The sequence below is a fragment of the Rubripirellula tenax genome (assembly GCF_007860125.1).
Lineage (GTDB): Bacteria > Planctomycetota > Planctomycetia > Pirellulales > Pirellulaceae > Rubripirellula > Rubripirellula tenax.
Map to the genome: position 1 here is coordinate 536,055 of NZ_SJPW01000001.1, position 17,668 is coordinate 553,722.

Consider the following 17,668-nt stretch of genomic DNA (forward strand, 5'->3'; position numbering starts at 1 on the left):
CGTCGTCGTTGCTGTTGTCTTCCGATTCGTCATCCGTGCGAGTTTGGTTCCGCGGTCGATCATCGCCGCGCCGGTTACTCGGCACTGGCGGCTTCAGTCTTGGCTTCAGGCGCGGCAGAGTCGAGCTCAGCGGCGTCAGACTCAGCGGCTTCAGACTCAGCGGCGTCCGATTCGGCTTCGGCTTTCACGCCCGTGGCCGCGTCTTCATCCGACGGCAGATCAAGTCCTTCGTCGGACTCCATCACGTCGGAATTGGTGCCACCGGGAAGATCCAGATCGGGCAGGTCCAAGTCCGGCAGATCGGGCAATGCTTCGCTGCCAGGTAAAGACGGCGGCAGGGACGGATCGGCGGGCGAGAAATCTTGGTCGGCGAACCAAGCCAAGAATTCTTTCGTTTTCGGTTTCTCCAAAGCCGCGATGCGTTCCTCGGCCTTCTCGGTCATCTGATCCGATTCGGCGATGCCGATGGTTTTGCGATACTGTTCGATCGCCTTGTCCAGTTCGCCCAGCGATTCGTAAGTGCGAGCCAGACCGAAGTGGGCACGGGACATCAACAGTGGATCTTTGCTGCCGACGAGCGACTCGTCGTAAGCCACTTTGGCATCGTCAAGCAATCGCTTGGCGTTATCGCGGTCCGTGAACAGTGCGTCCACGCCGTCGGAAAGCAATTGGTTGGCTTCGTAGATTTTTGCCCACTCGCCGGCCAGCGTGCCCGGAAACTTCTCGCTGACGTCGGCCAGGACTTCGGTGTCCTTGCCATTCATCGCTTCCATCAACTCGAAAGTCGAATAGCTGCGTTTGCTGGTTTGTTCGCTGTTGTAAAGCATCCAGGCCAACCCAGCCACGATCAGACCACCGACGACGACTGCGATCATCTTGGAGTGGGGTTCGATGAAGCGATTGATGCGATCGAGATAGATCGCAAGGTCGTTTTGTTGCAGTTCGTGACGTCGATCGTTCATGATCTTCCGTGGACTTCGATCAGTTGGACAGGGAGTTTCGAGCCCGGAAGTATAGAAATACCATGACTTTAGCGTCAAGGCGGAAGCCGACAGTTCCGGCGCCGTTTCCGCTCAAAACACCCTCGAAGCTTTGTGTGTCAACGAAAAGCGGGCAGCCTTGGCAGGCTGCCCGCAATGTAACGATCAGTCGTTTGTGGTCAAACGCGATTAAGCGTTGACTTTGCGACGGCGACGATAGGTCGTCACGCCGAATGCACAGGCTCCGAATGCGAAGATCGCAAGCGAAGCGGGTTCTGGTACAGCGTTGGCACTTTGCATGCCCGAAAGCGTGACCGTTCCACCGGGGATCCAGTCCCATCCGCCATTGTTTACCGGGACCGATGATGTCGCGATCAGTGTGAAGAAGAAGCTGTCGGGGCCCAAGACGCTGGTGTACGACGCGATCGGCGCGTGAACGAAGTTCAGGTCGAAGGCGTGGGACTGTGAAACACCGCCCGCGAAGCTGTAGGAACCGACCGTAACGCCGTTGATGCGAGCGTCAAACGTGTTGATGATGCCCGGGTTGGTGAAGTCGGACATGCTGAATTGCCAACGCGAGCTGGTGGTGTTGGCCAGTCCTGTGTTGCCGAAGGTCTCTTCGACGTAGTCACCAATGTTGGCGTGGTTTCCGGTGCCACCAGCACCCAAAACACCGTTTCCGGTAAAGCCGTCACGAACGAACGAATTTTCGGTCGGGAAGCCAACCGAAGCCGTCGCCATCACGCCGGCTTGAGACTGCGCGGCGGTCATCACCAACAAAGCGACGCAGACCAACGCGGCTGAAAGGGAACGTATCATGCTAGAAATTCTCGATGTAAGGTTTGTTCTCAGCCCCCGTGAGGGGCTAACAAACCAATGCTCGTTCAAGGATTTTCAAAACACAATACAAAAACCCACTACTTTCCGCAAAATCCCCAGAACCCCTATCTTTCCACGCGAGCATTCCCCGTTTGGAAGAAAATGGACGAGCATTCGTTAACGAAGTGCCATCTCTGGCTCGGGTTGGCAACAGGCAACGGGCGGCCCTTGTGGGACCACCCGTGTCGTTATTTGCCGTGGTTTCGTCGATCTCAGACGGTCATTTTGCGACGGCGACGATAGGTCGTCACACCGAATGCACAGGCACCGAATGCGAAGATCGCAAGCGAAGCCGGTTCTGGCACAGCGTTGGCACTTTGCATGCCCGAAAGCGTGACCGTTCCACCAGGGAACCAGTTCCATGAGCCATCGCCGATCGGCACTGCCGAGGTCGCAATCAGCGTGAAGAAGAAGCTGTCGGGGCCCAAGACGCTGGTGTACGACGAAATCGGAGCGTAAGCAAAATTCAGGTCGAAAGAACGCGTCGAACCCGGATTTCCGTCGCCGATGAAGCTGTAGGAACCAACAGTCACCCCATTGATTCGCGCATCAAAGGTGTTGACGGTGCCAAGCTCGGTAACGTCCGACATGCTGAACTGCCAACGAGAGCTGTCAGTGTTGGCCAGTCCGGTGTTGCCGAAGGTTTCTTCGACGTAATCACCGATGTTGTAGTGTTGACCACCACCGCCGCTGCCCAAGGTGCCAAAGCCGCTGATGGCATCACGGGTGGTGGAGTTTTCGGTGGGGAAGCCGATCACAGACGTCGCCATGACGCCGGCTTGCGATTGCGCGGCGGTCATCACCATCAGGGCGACGCAGCCCAACGCGGCAAAAAAGGTACGTTTCATGTTGCAAACTCTCTTTGGGGGGAAGTTACCACTCACCCCACTTTTGGGTGAGTGGTTCAATGGTCGCTCAAAAATTTTGCAGATCAAGACGCAAGTCCGGAAAAACCCGCATTCTCCGCAAACTACCCATGTCGCCGACTGGTGCGTGTCGCACCTGTCGTGCATCGCAAGCCGCAGATCGATTGAATCAACGCCTTGGTCTTTCCACGAAAAAAACGGGCAGCCTTGGGGGGCCGCCCGTTTCAGTGAAGATCGGTCGTTTCGAAGTGACTAGGCGGTCGCTCGGCGACGGCGGCGATAAACCGAAGCGCCGAACGCACATGCACCGAAGGCAAACACGGCCAGCGAAGCGGGCTCTGGCACGGCCGCGGCGTTGTTATTGCCGGTCAAAGTGACGGTTCCACCAGGAATCCAATTCCACGCGCCTTGGCCAAGAGGGACCGTCGAAGTGGAAATCAATGTCAGGAAGAAGCTCTCGGGGCCGGCACCGCCGGTGAACGAAGCGATGGGAGCATAGGTGAAATCCAGATCAAACGTGTGCGTGGTCGGGGTCGCTCCGTCGCCATCGAAGCTGTACGAGCCGACCGTTGTACCGTTGATGCGCGCGTCAAACGTGCTGGTGACTCCTGCGTCCGTCGTGTCGGACATGCTGAACTGCCAACGCGAGCTGGTTGTGTCGACCAGTCCGGTGTTGCCAAAGGTTTCTTCGACATAGTCGCCGATCTCGACGTGGACTCCGCCGCCGCCCGAACCAAGCACACTATCGCCGAAAATCGCGTGACGTGTGAACGAGAATTCCGATGGGAAAGCTAGAGTCGTCGTCATGACGCCCGCGTGAGATTGAGCTGCGCTCATCACCAACAAGGCGACGCACACCATTGCGGCAGAAAAGGAACGTTTCATGCTAGATCTTTGAGAAGAGAGAAGAGAGTCGATTGGGGAACGCCAAAAGGGTGGCCCGGCCAATGGATGATTACCGCAATTCTTTTCATTTCAAGAGCAAACGCCGTCAAAATCTGCAAAACCCGAAAAAACGACGCATTCCACCTATTTCACCCTGCCTACCAGGTGGGAGCCGACCGCCTCGCGAGGCCCAAAAAGCGGCCGATAACTTGATGTGCAAGCGATTCGCGGCGGCAAGCTTGGCATGGGCACTCGAACTCGCGAACGTGCCGGCCGACTGCTTGGGAGCGGACACTTTGTAGAAACAGGCCGCCGGACATTGGGACACGGATCATTGGGACACGGGACACCAAAACGCTGTCTAACAAACCGTGCCGTTGGCGGTCTTTCGACGGCGATACGCTGCGATTCCGAGCGAACACGTCGCAAACGTCAACAGCGCCATCGATCCGGGTTCGGGAATAGCTTGAGCTGAACTCATGCCGGTCAGCGTGACCGTGCCGCCTGGGTTCCAGGCCCAGGTGCCAGAGCCGGTCGGAACAGTGGACGTCGCTAACAGCGTTAAGAAGAAGCTGTCGGGCCCCATTACACCGATTTGCGAATTGATGGCGGGAGCATGCGTGTAGGTCAAGTCAAAATCATGGACACTGCCAAAAACACCGTCGCTGGTGTAACTGAAAGATCCAACGGTTGCACCGTTGATTCGCGCATCGAAAGTATTCAAGACACCATCGAGCGTGAAATCGGTGATACTAAACTGCCACTGCGATCCGGTTGTGTTTGAAAGCCCCGTGTTGCCGTACGTTTGCTCGACGTAGTCGCCCAGATTGAAGTGTACAGCGCTTCCGGTACCCAACACACCAAACCCATTGATCGCATCGCGGGTCGTGGAAAACTCAGTTGGGAAATCGAGCAGCACCGACGTGACGACTCCGGCATAGGACGTCGCTGACATCGCAATAGCAAGAGCAGCACTCAGAAACGCAGCCTGAATATGTCGCGTCATGATAAAGATTCTTCGTTCACAGGGGGAATCTCGCACGTCCTACATCGCGTGCCAGACAAATCCACTGTCGCACAGATTTGCTATAATTCAACGAATAACTTTCCCGAATCACCTTTGCCAGTGCAGTTTCAGATTTTTGCTTGAAAGCCATTCGTCGGTGATTAAAAAGCCTCCCGCAAGTCTTTTCGTGTGATACGAAAAGGCGGATCGAAATCCGAACGGTCAAACGAGGAAGTCGTACCGGGAAGAGGACGCCGCGCTAGGAATCCGGAACCGCTTTTTCTTGCAGTTCTTCCAGCGATGCCCATTCGAGGGTTGAGATATGGCAGGCCTCCAGCACGACGGACGGCGCGAATCCTGCGTCGTAGGCTTCGCGCCATCGGGCCGCGCACAAGCACCAGCGGTCACCGGGCTTCAACCCAGGAAAGCGGTACATCGGCATCGGCGTGCTCAGATCGTTGCCGCGTGACTTGCTGAACTCCAAAAACTCGGCCGTCACTTCACAGCAAACCGTGTGCAGACCGGCATCGTCGCCGCCGGTGTTGCAGCATCCGTCGCGGTAAAAACCGGTCATCGGATCGGTGCTGCATGATGCCAAATCGGTTCCCAGAACGTTCTTCGCCATGATGAATCTGTCTCGTGCCGGTTGGATGAAAGAACTCGTCGCGTTTCGGCCAGTGTAGCACCCCCGGGGTTGGGTATCGGTGCAGTGAATCGGAGATGCAACGCGAGGCGTCCATCTTAAGCTCTCGCCCGTTAAACGATCTGGGTGACACGGGTATAGTGAACCGGCGGTAAACGCAGCGCGGGCAAGTTTTTTGGGTTGATGAAGCGAACGGGAGACACCGAGTATGGACGCGATCTTTAAGAACTTGACCGAGGCACAACAGGAAGCCGTTGCGCACGTCGACGGCCCAATGTTGATTTTGGCAGGACCGGGATCCGGAAAGACGCGCGTCGTCACCCACCGAATCGCCAACATGATTCACCAAGGCGTTCCGCCGTGGCAAATCGCGGCGTTGACGTTCACCAACAAGGCCGCCGATGAAATGCGGATGCGGGTCGAGTCCCTGGCGCCGAATCAACCGGTCTGGATGGGCACGTTCCACCGCTTCTGTGCCCAACTTTTGCGGCGTTACGCGACAATGGTCGGGCTGCAAGAAAACTATTCGATTTACGACACGTCGGATTCAAAGCAAGCGATGAAGCGGGCCGTGCTGGCGGCCGGTGTCTCGACCACTCACGCATCGCCCGAACAAATCGCCTCGGCGATCAGCCACGCCAAGAACCGCTTGACCACGCCCGAGATGATGCAGGGCCTTGCGCTGCGTCCGCTCGATGCGTTGGCGGCGAAGGTCTATCCGATTTACCAGCAACAGTTGTTGACGGCCAACGCGGTCGACTTCGATGACTTGCTTTTGCACATTGCCAACTTGCTGCGCGAGAATCCAGAGATCCGTGGCGAACTGGACAGCAAGTATCGATACATCTTGGTCGACGAATACCAGGACACCAACTTGGCCCAGTACGCGATCGTTCGCGCGCTGTCGATTGACCACCCCAACCTGGCCGTCACCGGCGACCCGGACCAATCGATCTATGGTTGGCGGGGCGCGGACCTGAACAACATCCTGGATTTTGAAAAGGATTATCCGTCCGTCAAAACGGTCCGGTTGGAAAAGAACTATCGCAGCACACCGAACATCCTGCGCGCGGCCGATCAGTTGATTCGATACAACCGCCGACGCAAGGCAAAGGAATTATTCACGGATCACCCCGAAGGCGAAGCGGTGATCTTGCGAATGTTCGAAGACGGTTACCAGGAAGCCGACGGCATCGCCGACGAGATCTCGCGGGCCATCATCAGCGACGGATTGAAACCGTCGGACTTTGCGATCTTTTGCCGCATGAACGCGTTGACGCGGTCGCTCGAACACGCCCTTCGCAGCCGGTCGTTGCCGTACCAGATCGTCAACGGTGTCGAGTTCTATCAGCGCCGTGAAATCAAAGATCTGTTGGCTTACCTTCACTTGGTCAACAACCCCAACCACGACGTCGCGTTGATGCGCGTGATCAACACGCCGACGCGGGGCATCGGCAATCGAACCGTTGAACGGATTCGCGAATTTGCGGACTACAACGCAATCCCAATGCTGGAAGCGGCGCGGCGTGCGGACCAGATCGAAGGACTCGCCAAACGCGCTGTCACGATGGTCAACAAGTTCATCAAGCTCTACGACCGGTTGGCGATCAAGGCGACGGCATCGCTGGAAGACTTGATCCGATACCTCGTCGAAGAGATCGATTACGAAGCGTACTTGGAAAAAACGGCCGTCGAACAGCAAGACGCCAACCCGATGTCGAACGTCGACGAACTGATCACCGCCGCTGTCGAATTCGACCGGCAACACCCCGACGACGGATCGCTCGAAGCGTTCTTGGAACAGGTCGCGCTGGTCGCCGACACCGACGCGATCGACGGGGGCACCGACCGTGTCACGATCATGACACTGCACGCGGCAAAAGGACTCGAATACCCGCGAGTGTTTGTGATCGCGGTCGAAGACGATTTGATTCCCCACAAACGATCCAAAGAAACCGAAGAGCAATTCGAAGAAGAACGTCGGCTTTTGTTCGTTGGCATCACGCGAGCGAAGGAGTGGTTGCAATTGAGTTGCTGTAAACGTCGCGCGGTCCGTGGCGACGTGCGACCGGTGATCCCAAGTCCGTTCTTGAACGAGTTGCCGCTCGATGAAATGAAACGGATCGAAAGCACGGGCAACCGCGATTGGTTCGATAGCGAAGACGACTACGACCAAAGCTATCCCGATTCATGGGATCTGCCGGACGAAGACGTCGGCTCAGATCAAGTTTGCAAAACGCCGTCGGACGAACCTGCTATCGTCGCACCGGCCGGATTCGAAATCGACGAGGTGTCTCAGTTGCCGCCCGAAGAGTTGGCGGCGGCGATGAAACCAAAGAAGAAAGCCTCTGTCGTTGTGGCGGGACTGAAGACGGGCGCCGACCTCCTGAAGGCGGGCACGACGCCGCTGATGAGCTATCGCGAAGGCACGACGGTTCGCCACCCGGAACACGGCGATGGCACGATCATCGAAGTCACCGGACGCGGTCCGAAGCGAACGGCAAAAGTCCAATTCGACGGAGGCGAACACAGCTTCCGCCTGGCCTATGCAAACCTGGAAGTCATCTAGCGGTCGGACGACCCCACGTGGACCCGCGACTCCGCTTGCGGGACGTGAACTGCAAAAGCAGTTCACAGAAGAACAATGTACAACCTGCGACGGAGTCGCAGGACCACGGTCACAGGCCACACTGGGCTTCTGAAAAAATGTGACTGCATAAAAAAACCGACCGACAACCTTTTCAGGTTGCCGGCCGGCTTTATGGTTTGCTTCGACCGTTCGGCGGCAAAATGGAGCCGCTGGGAGAAACGCGAAGATCTCGACGTGCTTCTGCACAAGTCTTTAGTTGATCAAGGCGAACCCTAAAAATGATCCCTCTGCCGAAAACTACTGGGCCGAAGCAGTGAAGGTCTTGTTCAAGACCAACACTTGGATTTTAGACTCGCCTGGGCGGTCAGCAAAGGCATCGACCAAACTTTCGCACCGAATGAAGCCCGAATACGAAAGTTCTTCGATATTCTTCGCGCTTACTCGTCTGTGGGTTTGATTTCCTCGAATCCCGCCGTCTTATCCAACTGTTCATAATAACCACGGCGAATTTCGCCCAGGTCGCTGGCCACCATGCGTGCCATCATTCGATTGACGGGCTGCTTGAACTGGCGACGAAGTTCATCCGTGCTGGGTTCAAACTTCGACGGTTGCACGATATAGATGACGCGTCCGGGTTGATTGGCCCCCGCTGAGTAGCCGCCCTCATCGGTCGTGAAGACCGCACTCATGAATTTCTCGCCGACCGAGTCCAATTCTGGAACGTTGCCGATTGTCGCACCTTGGAACCCGAACGACTCCATCCAAGTAAACGGCCCGAGCCCCTCGTAGAAATTGGCTTTCTTTTCATCGGGGACCAATTCAGCAAGCGACTTGCCGGCGTCCGCCTGTTTGACCAATTCGGCGGCAGCCTCGGTGGCCAACTTACGGGCCTCTTGCGTGCGGATTGCCAACACGACTTCGTCCCGAACTTCGTCCAGCGACGGAGTGTAGGCCTCGGTTTCTTCGGTCTTCCAAGTCACGTACATCTTGCCTGCCTGGTCGTCCGCCGTGCGGACGGGCGAGAAGAGCGGCTGTTTCGCTAATTGAGTTTGTCCGTTGTCAAAACCGAACATCATGATGCCAAAGCTGGGACCACGACGTCCAAATTGAGTACCGACTTCGAACGAGTTCGCAATCGGTTCGTCACCGATGGTGGCCTCCGAATGAGGACCAATGACTTCCAGAGTCAACCCATACTCTTGGGCCAACTTGGCCAAGTCTGGCTTTGCGGGCGGATCAACTTTCTTGCCGCTGACGAGGTTACTTTTGTAGATCCCTTGGCGGCTGAAGTAGGTTCGCATCGCGGTATTTGCGGCGGTGACCGCCTTGTCCATTCGGTCACGCGCGAGCGGACCGGCCAAGTCGCGAGCGATGTCTTCGCGAACATCTTCAAAGGTTTGTACCTTCGGAGTGTCGTCCTTCTTCGGCTCTTCTTTTTTGGGCTCTTCCTTCTTCGCTTCTTCTTTCTTTGGTTCGCCCTTCTCGGCTACATCCTTCTTCTTTGGCTCGTCAGCGTTCGCTTCGTCCGCGGGTTCGGCCTTCTTTTCGACGTCCTTCTTGGCCGGCTCTTCTTCGTCGGATTCCGCTTCGGTGTCTTCGTCTTGGAAGAAGACCAAACGGGCGCCGTTGCCGAATTCGATACCTGACGAGTCAGCTTCGGCGGGCTTAGCTGCGTCTTCGTTCAGTTTCTTGACGTCCTCGACCTTCTTCTTCACGTCCTCAAGATCTTTCTTAAGTTCGTCGCGTTGGGCTTCGAGCTTCTCTTTGACCTCAGCCGCTTTCTCTATCGGTTCGGACGCGGGCTCAGCTTCGTTTTCCGATTCCTCGGCAACTTCCGATTCCTCTTCGGCTGGCTCGTCCTTCATTTCCGGTTCCGACTTCTCAGCATCGCCGGAGTCCGATTCGACCACAGCCTTCTCGTCTGCGGCTTCGTCTTTCATGTCGTCGTCCGTTTCCGCTGCGTCGGCAGCAGATTCGTCGGCAGCAGCCGGTTCGTCAGCAGCCTCTTCTTCGGGCAACTGGAAATCGCCACCCTTCAAACGTCGGTCGTATTCGGCGCGGACGGCCTCGTCGCTCAGTTTGGCGACTTCCTCGTCCAAATACGTTTGGTAGTTGCCCACCAAGTATTCGAACTTGGCGTTGTAACGTTTGTGGAAACCCGGTTCGGGCGACTGATCATTCGCGTCGCGGTCTTTTCCATCGTCATAGACTTCTCGGACACGAGCCTCAGGCGGATTGGCGTCTGTTTTTTCGATGAAATCGTTGACCAGCAAGCCATAGGCATTGATCGTCGCGTTTTGGTTCAGCTTCAGAAAGTTCTTCCACTGCTCGTCCGGCGTCAGCAGCGGGCCTTGGTTTCCGAACAGCCCCGAATTGCCTCGACGCAAGTAAACGTCGGCCAACATGTGGCTGCGTAGTTGTTCGTAAAGGTGGGGCGGTCCCATCCGATTTCCCGTCGCTTGCATCAAGCGGGCGGTGATTTCGCTGGGGCTGATCAAGCCGTCGGTGAATCGTTCCAACCAGACCTGCAAGGCGTTGTCGTCCAGTTCGAAGCCGGCCTTGCGAGCCTCTTCGGCGAACATGAACGTCCGGATCGTGCCATCGTCGTTGGGGCTTTCGTTGATCCCGAGCGAACGAATTTGTTGGGATTGGGCGTCGTAATCGAAGCCGGACGTCCGCGGCACACCCCCACGAGAAATCGTCTCGTTGGCCAATTCGCTCAAGAATTGCACCGTCGCGGCGTGATTCTGGGTGAAATAGCTGACCCGCGTCTGGGTCAAATCCGTGCCGCCGAACTTCGCCACCACCGCGTCGCTGCCCGCACCTGCACGTTTTTGCAGGTACGTTTGCAGAATCGGCAGGATCACGAACGAGACCAGCGCGAGCAGGGTCGCGAAGATCATGAACGGCTTAAGATTGCGGCGAAACAGTTCAAACGGGCTGGAGCTGTTGTTGTTACTGTTACTGTTACTGTTACTCATGTGATAACGAACTTTCGGCCGCTGGTGGTCTGGCGGTAACTGGACTGGGAGGGATAGGGTTGTGCCGATCGGCAGTGATTTTGGCGAGTCGGCTTGACAACGTCGCCGCAGCGCTGAACTCTCTGTAGCGGAACACTTTGTAGCGGAACTCTCCGCGATAGAGAGCCGAACGGTGCTGACGCGAACCGGAAAGGGTATCGCCCGCACTTTTGAAGGGTCAAGCCGAGATTGTAGAGAAACACGACTTCGACATGGACTTGTCGACGCGGCGTCTCAAAAATTTCGGTGGGGCAAGTTCTGACTTCACTGAAAAATTTTCCACTTCCTACCTGATTGATGTGTCTGCATGGCCAAGAGCACGGGAAAAGCGTTAGTGATCGTCGAATCGCCGGCAAAGGCGCGAACGATCGCGAAATTTCTCGGCCCGAACTATCTGGTCGAGGCCAGTATCGGTCACGTCCGTGATTTGCCGGCCGGCAAAAAAGAGGTCCCGGAAAAGTACAAAGCCGAACCGTGGGCCTACCTAGGCGTCAACACGGATTCGAATTTTGAACCGCTCTACATCGTCCCGGACGAAAAAAAGAAACAGGTCAAAAAACTAAAAGACGCCCTGAAACAATCCGACGAACTGTTTCTGGCGACGGACGAAGACCGCGAAGGGGAAGCCATCAGCTGGCACCTTCACGAATTGTTGCAGCCCAAAGTGCCCGTCCATCGGTTGGTCTTCCACGAAATCACCAAGGAAGCAATCAAGAACGCGTTGACGGCGACCCGTAAGATCGACGATTCGTTGGTCAACGCGCAAGAAACTCGCCGCATCCTGGACCGTTTGTACGGGTTCGATATGTCGAATCTGCTGTGGCGAAAAATTGGCAAAGGCACCAGCGCCGGGCGTGTCCAATCGGTCGCGGTCCGCTTGATCGTCGATCGCGAACGCGACCGGATTGCGTTCGTGGACTCGACATACTGGGACTTGGAAGCGGTCTTTCTGACCGGCAAAAAAGAATCGCTTCAGGCGACACTCTCGACCGTCGATGGGCGACGGATTCCTCGAGGTACCGATTTCGATTCGACAACCGGCAAGCTGAAGAAGAAAGACCTGTTGCAGTTGAACGAGGCCGAAGCGATCGCGTTGGCAGCAAAGTTGCGCACATCGGACTTCAAAGTCACCAAGGTCGAAGTCAAACCGTTCACCCAACGGCCGCTGCCGCCGTTCACGACCAGCACGATGCAGCAGGAAGCCAACCGAAAACTTGGATTCACGGCCAAACGAGCCATGAGTGCGGCCCAGCGTTTGTACGAGAATGGTTACATCACTTACATGCGTACCGACAGCGTGACGCTTTCGACCGAAGCGATCACGGCGTCACGCGATTTGGTGCGCTCGGAATACGGCCCCGATTTCCTGCACCCCGAAGTCCGCGTTTACAAGGGCAAAGTCAAGAACGCCCAAGAGGCTCACGAGGCGATTCGCCCGGCCGGGACACCGTTCCGTGTGCCCGAGACGATTCGCGGCGAGCTGGATTCCGATCAATTCCGATTGTTTGATCTGATTTGGAAACGCACCGTTGCCTGCCAAATGGCGGATGCAAAGAAACAACGCATCAGTATCACGATCGAAGGCGGCGGCGCAACGTTCACAGCGTCGGGAACCAGCATCCTGTTCGAAGGATTCTTGCGGGCCTACGTCGAAGGTAGCGACAACCCCGAAGAAGAACTGGCAAGCAAAGAAAAGCTGTTGCCCAATGTCAAGGAATCGGATCCGCTGGACACGAAGAGTCTCGATCCGAAGAGCCACACGACCCAACCACCGGCGCGGTACACCGAAGCCTCGCTAACCCAAACGTTGGAAGAAAAGGGCATCGGCCGGCCGTCGACGTTCGCGTCGATCATCGGCACGATCACGGACGAACGACGAAACTACATCCTGAAAAAAGGCTCGGCACTGGTCCCCACTTGGCGTGCGTTCAGCGTCACACGATTGATGGAACAGCACTTCGGCACATTGGTCGACTATGAATTCACGGCGGAACTGGAAGACTTCCTCGATTCGATCAGCCGCAACGAGGGCAACCGCGAAGAGTATTTGCGGAAGTTCTATTTTGGTGACGATTCGAATGACAAGCACAACGTCGGGCTGAAAAATCGCTTGGTCGAAAAGCTGGAAGAGATCGACCCGAAAGCCTCCGCGATGTTCTTGATCGGGAAACCGGACAGCGGCGAATTCCAGGACGAAGTCTTCGTCCGCGTCGGTAAATTCGGGCCGTACCTGGAACAGGGCGAGCGAACTGCGTCGATCCCCGAAGGATTGCCACCGGACGAAATGGATTTGACAAAGGCGGTCGAGTTGCTCGAGGCTGGCCAGGTCGAAGAAGAACCGATCGGGACTCACCCCGAATCCGGCAAGCCGATCTTCGTCAAAGTCGGACGCTTTGGGCCGTATCTGCAATTGGGCGAGCCGGACGATCCCGAAAAACGCAACCAGGGCCTGCTCAAGGGCATGGAAGTCGCCGATTTGACTTTCGATTTGGCCTGCAAACTGCTGACCCTGCCCAGGACGCTAGGCGAGCATCCGGAAATGAAGGCTCCGGTGCAAGCATTTGACGGTCGATTCGGGCCGTACATCAAATGCGAAAAAGAAACCCGGTCGCTGCCCGCGGGTGTATCGCCGCTGGAGGTGACGTTTGACGAGGCGATGGAGTTGCTGAAGCAGCCCAAACAACGCGGACGGGGAACGCCCAAAGAACCGCTGCGGATGTACGAAAAGCCGTCGCCGATCACAGAGAAAGAAGTCAAAATCCTAGAGGGACGGTTTGGGCCCTATGTCACCGACGGCGCGACCAATGCCAGTCTGCGAAAGGATATGGACCCGAAGGAAATGACCTTCGAGGCCGCGCTGGACCTGTTGGCCGAACGGGCAGCAAAGGGACCGACGAAGAAGAAAAAAGCTGCCAAAAAGAAGGCAACGAAAAAGACAGCGACAAAGAAGAAGGCCGCGAAAAAGAAAACTGCCACGAAAAAGACAGCCAAAAAGAAGGGCGTCGCAAAAAAGAAACCCTAAACCGGGCTACCCCAAGTGGACCCGCGACGCCGTTGCGGGACGTGAACCGCGAAGCAGTTCACGGAAAACCACCGAAGACCCTGCGAGCGGAGTTGCAGTACCACGCTGGAGGGGCATCGGGTTGCTCGGAAAACGCCCTCTTTCGGAAAACTTCTCCGTTCATTAAACTCCCGACCCAACCAAAACCACCCCAGGATTGAATAGATGCCGTCCGGAATCGAACGCGTTCGCGAAATTCGCCGTCGCCGCACCCGCAAGAAAAAAGTGGCCAAGCTTCTGGCACGTGCTGCCGCTGGAACGATGGAAAAATCGGAAGTCGCACGCAAACTGCGTCGCATGACTACCGGTGCCGAGATCATCATCGCTCGCGAAGGCCTGAAGTAAGCCGGCGAAACGACGCCTCGCTACTTCTTAATCGCAACCCCACCGGTTCGGCCGATCGGGTTTCGCGTGTCAATCACGGTGCCGTCCAGTTTCCGCGACATCACCGATTCGATGCGGCGGACCAACTCTTTCAGATCCGACGGCGAGCCCTCGACGTCCATCGTCACGCTGCCATCCGATTCGTTGCACACCGTCCCGTGGACATCCAACCCGCGGGACTGCTGCACGGCCGTAACGCGGAATCCCACACCCTGGACGTGGCCGGTGAACGAAACCAAATAGCGGATCGGCGGGACTGCCATCACCCGTGGGTACGATGAAGCGGTTCTTCATCAACCGTATCGCCGATTTCGGCATCAAGTTTCGAAGGTACGACCGCACCGGTGATCCGCTCGATCACCACCATGCACATGTCGTCGAACGGCGGCGCGTCGCCGATGTGCTCGAGCACTTCTTTGACGATCCTATCCTTCACCGTATCGGCGTCCCCTTCTTGAGCGGTCAAGGTTCTCAAGCGATCGATGCCGAACTCCTCGTCCTGCATATCCATCGCTTCGTTGATGCCGTCGGTGTATAGCACCGCCAAGTCACCGACTTCGAACTTGAATCGGACGACCTCGTATTCCATGCCGTCGTCGATCGCGATGGGAAGTCCGGACTCTTCTTCGCTGGGTTCACAAATTGATTTGTCCGAGTACTTTCGCACCAGCGGCGCCATGTGGCCCGCATTCACGATCGAAACATACTCGTCGGTCGGGTCGATGACGATCAACAGGAACGTGATGAATCGCTCGACATGCAAACGGCTCATCCGATCGTTCAAACGTTCGATGGCTTTGCCGACGTGCGGATCGCTGGCCAAACAGAATCGCGTTTCCGCGGACAGCTTTGCCATAAACATGGCCGCCGCAACCCCGTGACCGACCACGTCGGCAACGACGATCGCCACACGTCCGTCGTTCAAATGGATGTAGTCGAAGTAGTCGCCACCGATATGATTGGCCGCCTGATAGAAACTGCGGACGCAGAATCCGGTCGCATCCGGTGGTGTTTGGGGAAGGAAAGCCTGCTGAACTTCGGTGGCAAGTTTTAAATCCTGCTCCACCTCGCGTTGGTGCAACGCCCGTTCATGCATCCGCGCGTTGTTGATCACGATACCGGCCTGGGCGGCAACGCCGGCCAGCAAGTCCGTGTCCTCTTCGCGAAATTGGCCGCGTCCTTGAGTCGAATCGATCTGAAGCGCGCCGAACGCCTTGCCTTCCGCATCTAAAAGCGGCGCGCAGATCATCGACTTGATCGAAAAGTCGGCGATCGATTGGCTGCTATCGAATCGACTGTCTTCCGACGCATCCAGCGACAAGATCGCTTCGCCCGACGTCATCACCTCGCGCAAGATCGTGCGGCTGATTCGGATCGTTTCCGTTTCGTCCTGCAGCGCTCGCGTCTTGACCCAGCGTGGGATCAAGTTGCCAGCCGCGTCCTGCATGACAATGAATCCACGGTCGGCCGCCGGGAAGATGCCGAACAAACTGCTAAGCACTTTGGGCAACACTTCGTCGACGGACAATGCACCGGTCAGGTTGCGATTGATCTGCATCAACGCCTCGAGTTTCGCCTCGGGCGTCGCGATCATCTTCAGCCCGTCCGCCGAGCTGCGGAATTCGATCTTCGCGCCGACGCCTGACGAGCTTGAATCGTCACCGATCGCTCGGTCGGTATCCTGCTCATCGACCATCATGATGCCGAAGTTCGTGCCTTCGAACGTCATCTCACTGCCCGCTCGAGCGAATTCGGGGACCGCGTCCGTCTGGAACACGAACTCGACGTCGCTGACGCGAATGCGGTCGCCCGGCTTCAATTGTTCGGGGCCCGTCAACAATTGACCGTTCAGGAACGTGCCATTGCGGCTGCCACAATCTTCGACCGCGAACCCTTGATTCTGCTGGAACACTTTGGCGTGATAACGGCTGACCGCGCCAGCGTCCACGACGATGCTGCACTCGGGGTGCCGTCCCAGGGTTGTCTCACGATCGACAAGCTCGAATCGTTCGGATCCGCCGCTGCCGCTACTGGTAACCAAGAAAGCCATCAACAAATCCCTGTGCCGTATGAACGCGTAAGCCGCCTATTGTAGGTAGCAGCCACCCGGTCCACAACGAAGCAAAGGGTGGTCCCAGGGCCAATCGTTTGTTGAATCTGGCATATTTCCAAGCGAGAAACCCAAGCAAGCGAATTCCAAACATCGCCTCAGATTCACTCGCTCGTGCCGGAGCTCGCCCTACGCCACTCGCAACAGGGCTCGTTTCGATTCGATCTGGTCGATCGCTTCACAAACATCCTCGACCGTGATCGCCCGCATCGCCGTATTGTCCGCTCGGCGACGATGAGTCCGCGATCCGCTCTCGTATTCTTTCTGAATCGCGAATTGACCGTAGGGTCCCGAGTCACCGGGGCGAGTCGCACCGTACAGCCCGATCGTGTCGGCGCCGACGGCGACGGCGATATGCAGCGGGCCGGTGTCGCCGCTGATGAACAAGTCAGACTGCTCGATCAACGCGCCCAAATGATGCAGGTCCGTATCGGGTGCCAAAATCGCCGAGCCCTCGGAATGCGAAACAATCTGTTCCGCCATCAATCGTTCTTCGAACGTGCCCCAGACGACGACGCTGCGGTAACCATACCGATCGCGTGCGAACTTGGCCGTTTGCCCGAACCGATCCGCTTCCCAGGCCTTGGATGCCCACGTCGCGCCGGGATTCAACACCGCCATTCGCGATGAAGCGATCGTCCGGCGCCATCGCGCCGCCCAGGCACGCGAAGCCGGCGACAGCGGCAGCTTCCACTGCACGCGCGGCGAGTGAATGTCAAGCGGAATCAGCAACTCAAGCGAGCGATCGGTCACGTGCGAAAACACGGGTGGGACACGAACGTTGTTCAACAGTCGGCTGACCTCTCCGCCGTGCTTTCCCGCATACCCGATCCGCTGTTTCGCGCCAGACAAAAAGCCGGCCAACGCCGATTTCGTCAGCCCCTGGCAATCGATCGAGGTCTCGAAACCGTATGGCTTCAACAATGCTTTCGTCTCGCGGACACGTCGGGCCGATGTGAACCAGCCCCGCTCGAGTTCGATGACGGCGTCCAATGCTTGGTGGCCGCGGACCATCGGCGCAGCCTTCTTCTCGATCACCCACCCGATGTAGGCCGTCGGAAAATGCTCGCGAATCGCGCAGGCAACCGGCAAAGTCAAAATCGAGTCGCCGATCGCACTCATGCGAGAAATCAAAATTCGCGGCGAGCCATTCGTTTCCATCACTGCGATCCTTCGCGCGAGAGAAAAATATGTATTCAGACGGAAGGGTACGAAGAAACGCCGCCATGGCGAAAGAGGAGTCC

Annotated in this window: 13 protein-coding genes; 3 read left to right on the forward strand and 10 right to left on the reverse strand. The window is 57.0% G+C overall.

The annotated features are described in order from the left end of the window. Nucleotides 1-74: 74 nt before the first annotated feature. The 6 genes from Poly51_RS01960 to Poly51_RS01985 all read right to left on the reverse strand — a co-directional run bounded on the left by Poly51_RS01960 (nucleotide 75) and on the right by Poly51_RS01985 (nucleotide 5,241). Nucleotides 75-962: a tetratricopeptide repeat protein gene (locus Poly51_RS01960; RefSeq protein WP_146453684.1), complete on the reverse strand. Its 888-nt coding sequence runs from the start codon at nucleotides 960-962 to the stop codon at nucleotides 75-77. A gap of 207 nt (nucleotides 963-1,169) precedes the next feature. Then, nucleotides 1,170-1,799: a PEP-CTERM sorting domain-containing protein gene (locus Poly51_RS01965; RefSeq protein ID WP_146453687.1), complete on the reverse strand. Its 630-nt coding sequence runs from the start codon at nucleotides 1,797-1,799 to the stop codon at nucleotides 1,170-1,172. Between the two features lie 272 nt (nucleotides 1,800-2,071). Beyond that, nucleotides 2,072-2,707 carry a PEP-CTERM sorting domain-containing protein gene (locus Poly51_RS01970; RefSeq protein ID WP_186775279.1) on the reverse strand — a complete coding sequence of 212 codons (636 nt, stop codon included), beginning with the start codon at nucleotides 2,705-2,707 and terminating at the stop codon, nucleotides 2,072-2,074. Nucleotides 2,708-2,977: 270 nt separating this feature from the next. Next, a complete protein-coding gene (locus Poly51_RS01975; RefSeq protein WP_146453691.1) occupies nucleotides 2,978-3,610 on the reverse strand; it encodes a PEP-CTERM sorting domain-containing protein in 633 nt (210 codons plus the stop codon). 361 nt (nucleotides 3,611-3,971) lie between these two features. Then, nucleotides 3,972-4,616, reverse strand: coding sequence for a PEP-CTERM sorting domain-containing protein (locus tag Poly51_RS01980; protein WP_146453693.1), 645 nt, complete (start codon nucleotides 4,614-4,616; stop codon nucleotides 3,972-3,974). A 259-nt stretch (nucleotides 4,617-4,875) separates the two neighbouring features. Further along, complete coding sequence (locus Poly51_RS01985; RefSeq protein ID WP_146453695.1) at nucleotides 4,876-5,241, reverse strand: DUF2237 family protein; 366 nt, start codon at nucleotides 5,239-5,241, stop codon at nucleotides 4,876-4,878. A 226-nt stretch (nucleotides 5,242-5,467) separates the two neighbouring features. Here Poly51_RS01985 and Poly51_RS01990 point away from each other — a divergent pair, with 226 nt between their 5' ends. Next, entirely contained in the window at nucleotides 5,468-7,828 is a 2,361-nt protein-coding gene (locus Poly51_RS01990) for an ATP-dependent helicase (RefSeq protein ID WP_146453698.1), read from the forward strand. A 458-nt stretch (nucleotides 7,829-8,286) separates the two neighbouring features. Here Poly51_RS01990 and Poly51_RS01995 read toward each other — a convergent pair whose 3' ends face one another. After that, the gene (locus tag Poly51_RS01995; RefSeq protein ID WP_146453700.1) at nucleotides 8,287-10,830 is read right to left on the reverse strand and encodes a hypothetical protein; all 2,544 of its coding nucleotides are present in this window, start codon (nucleotides 10,828-10,830) and stop codon (nucleotides 8,287-8,289) included. A gap of 346 nt (nucleotides 10,831-11,176) precedes the next feature. Between Poly51_RS01995 and topA the strand changes: the two genes are divergently transcribed. Together topA and Poly51_RS02005 are read left to right on the forward strand one after the other, a co-directional pair. Next, nucleotides 11,177-13,891: a type I DNA topoisomerase gene (gene topA / locus Poly51_RS02000; protein ID WP_146453702.1), complete on the forward strand. Its 2,715-nt coding sequence runs from the start codon at nucleotides 11,177-11,179 to the stop codon at nucleotides 13,889-13,891. Nucleotides 13,892-14,095: 204 nt separating this feature from the next. Beyond that, nucleotides 14,096-14,275, forward strand: coding sequence for a DUF6800 family protein (locus Poly51_RS02005; protein ID WP_146453704.1), 180 nt, complete (start codon nucleotides 14,096-14,098; stop codon nucleotides 14,273-14,275). A 20-nt stretch (nucleotides 14,276-14,295) separates the two neighbouring features. Here Poly51_RS02005 and Poly51_RS02010 read toward each other — a convergent pair whose 3' ends face one another. From Poly51_RS02010 to Poly51_RS02020, 3 genes are all read right to left on the reverse strand, one after another. After that, entirely contained in the window at nucleotides 14,296-14,577 is a 282-nt protein-coding gene (locus tag Poly51_RS02010) for an acylphosphatase (RefSeq protein WP_146453706.1), read from the reverse strand. Beyond that, nucleotides 14,577-16,364 (reverse strand): SpoIIE family protein phosphatase, encoded by a 1,788-nt coding sequence (locus Poly51_RS02015; protein WP_146453708.1) that lies wholly within the window; start codon nucleotides 16,362-16,364, stop codon nucleotides 14,577-14,579. Before Poly51_RS02015 ends, Poly51_RS02010 begins: the two co-directional genes overlap by 1 nt. A gap of 189 nt (nucleotides 16,365-16,553) precedes the next feature. Next, entirely contained in the window at nucleotides 16,554-17,585 is a 1,032-nt protein-coding gene (locus tag Poly51_RS02020) for a glycosyltransferase family 9 protein (protein WP_246114206.1), read from the reverse strand. Nucleotides 17,586-17,668: the final 83 nt, after the last annotated feature.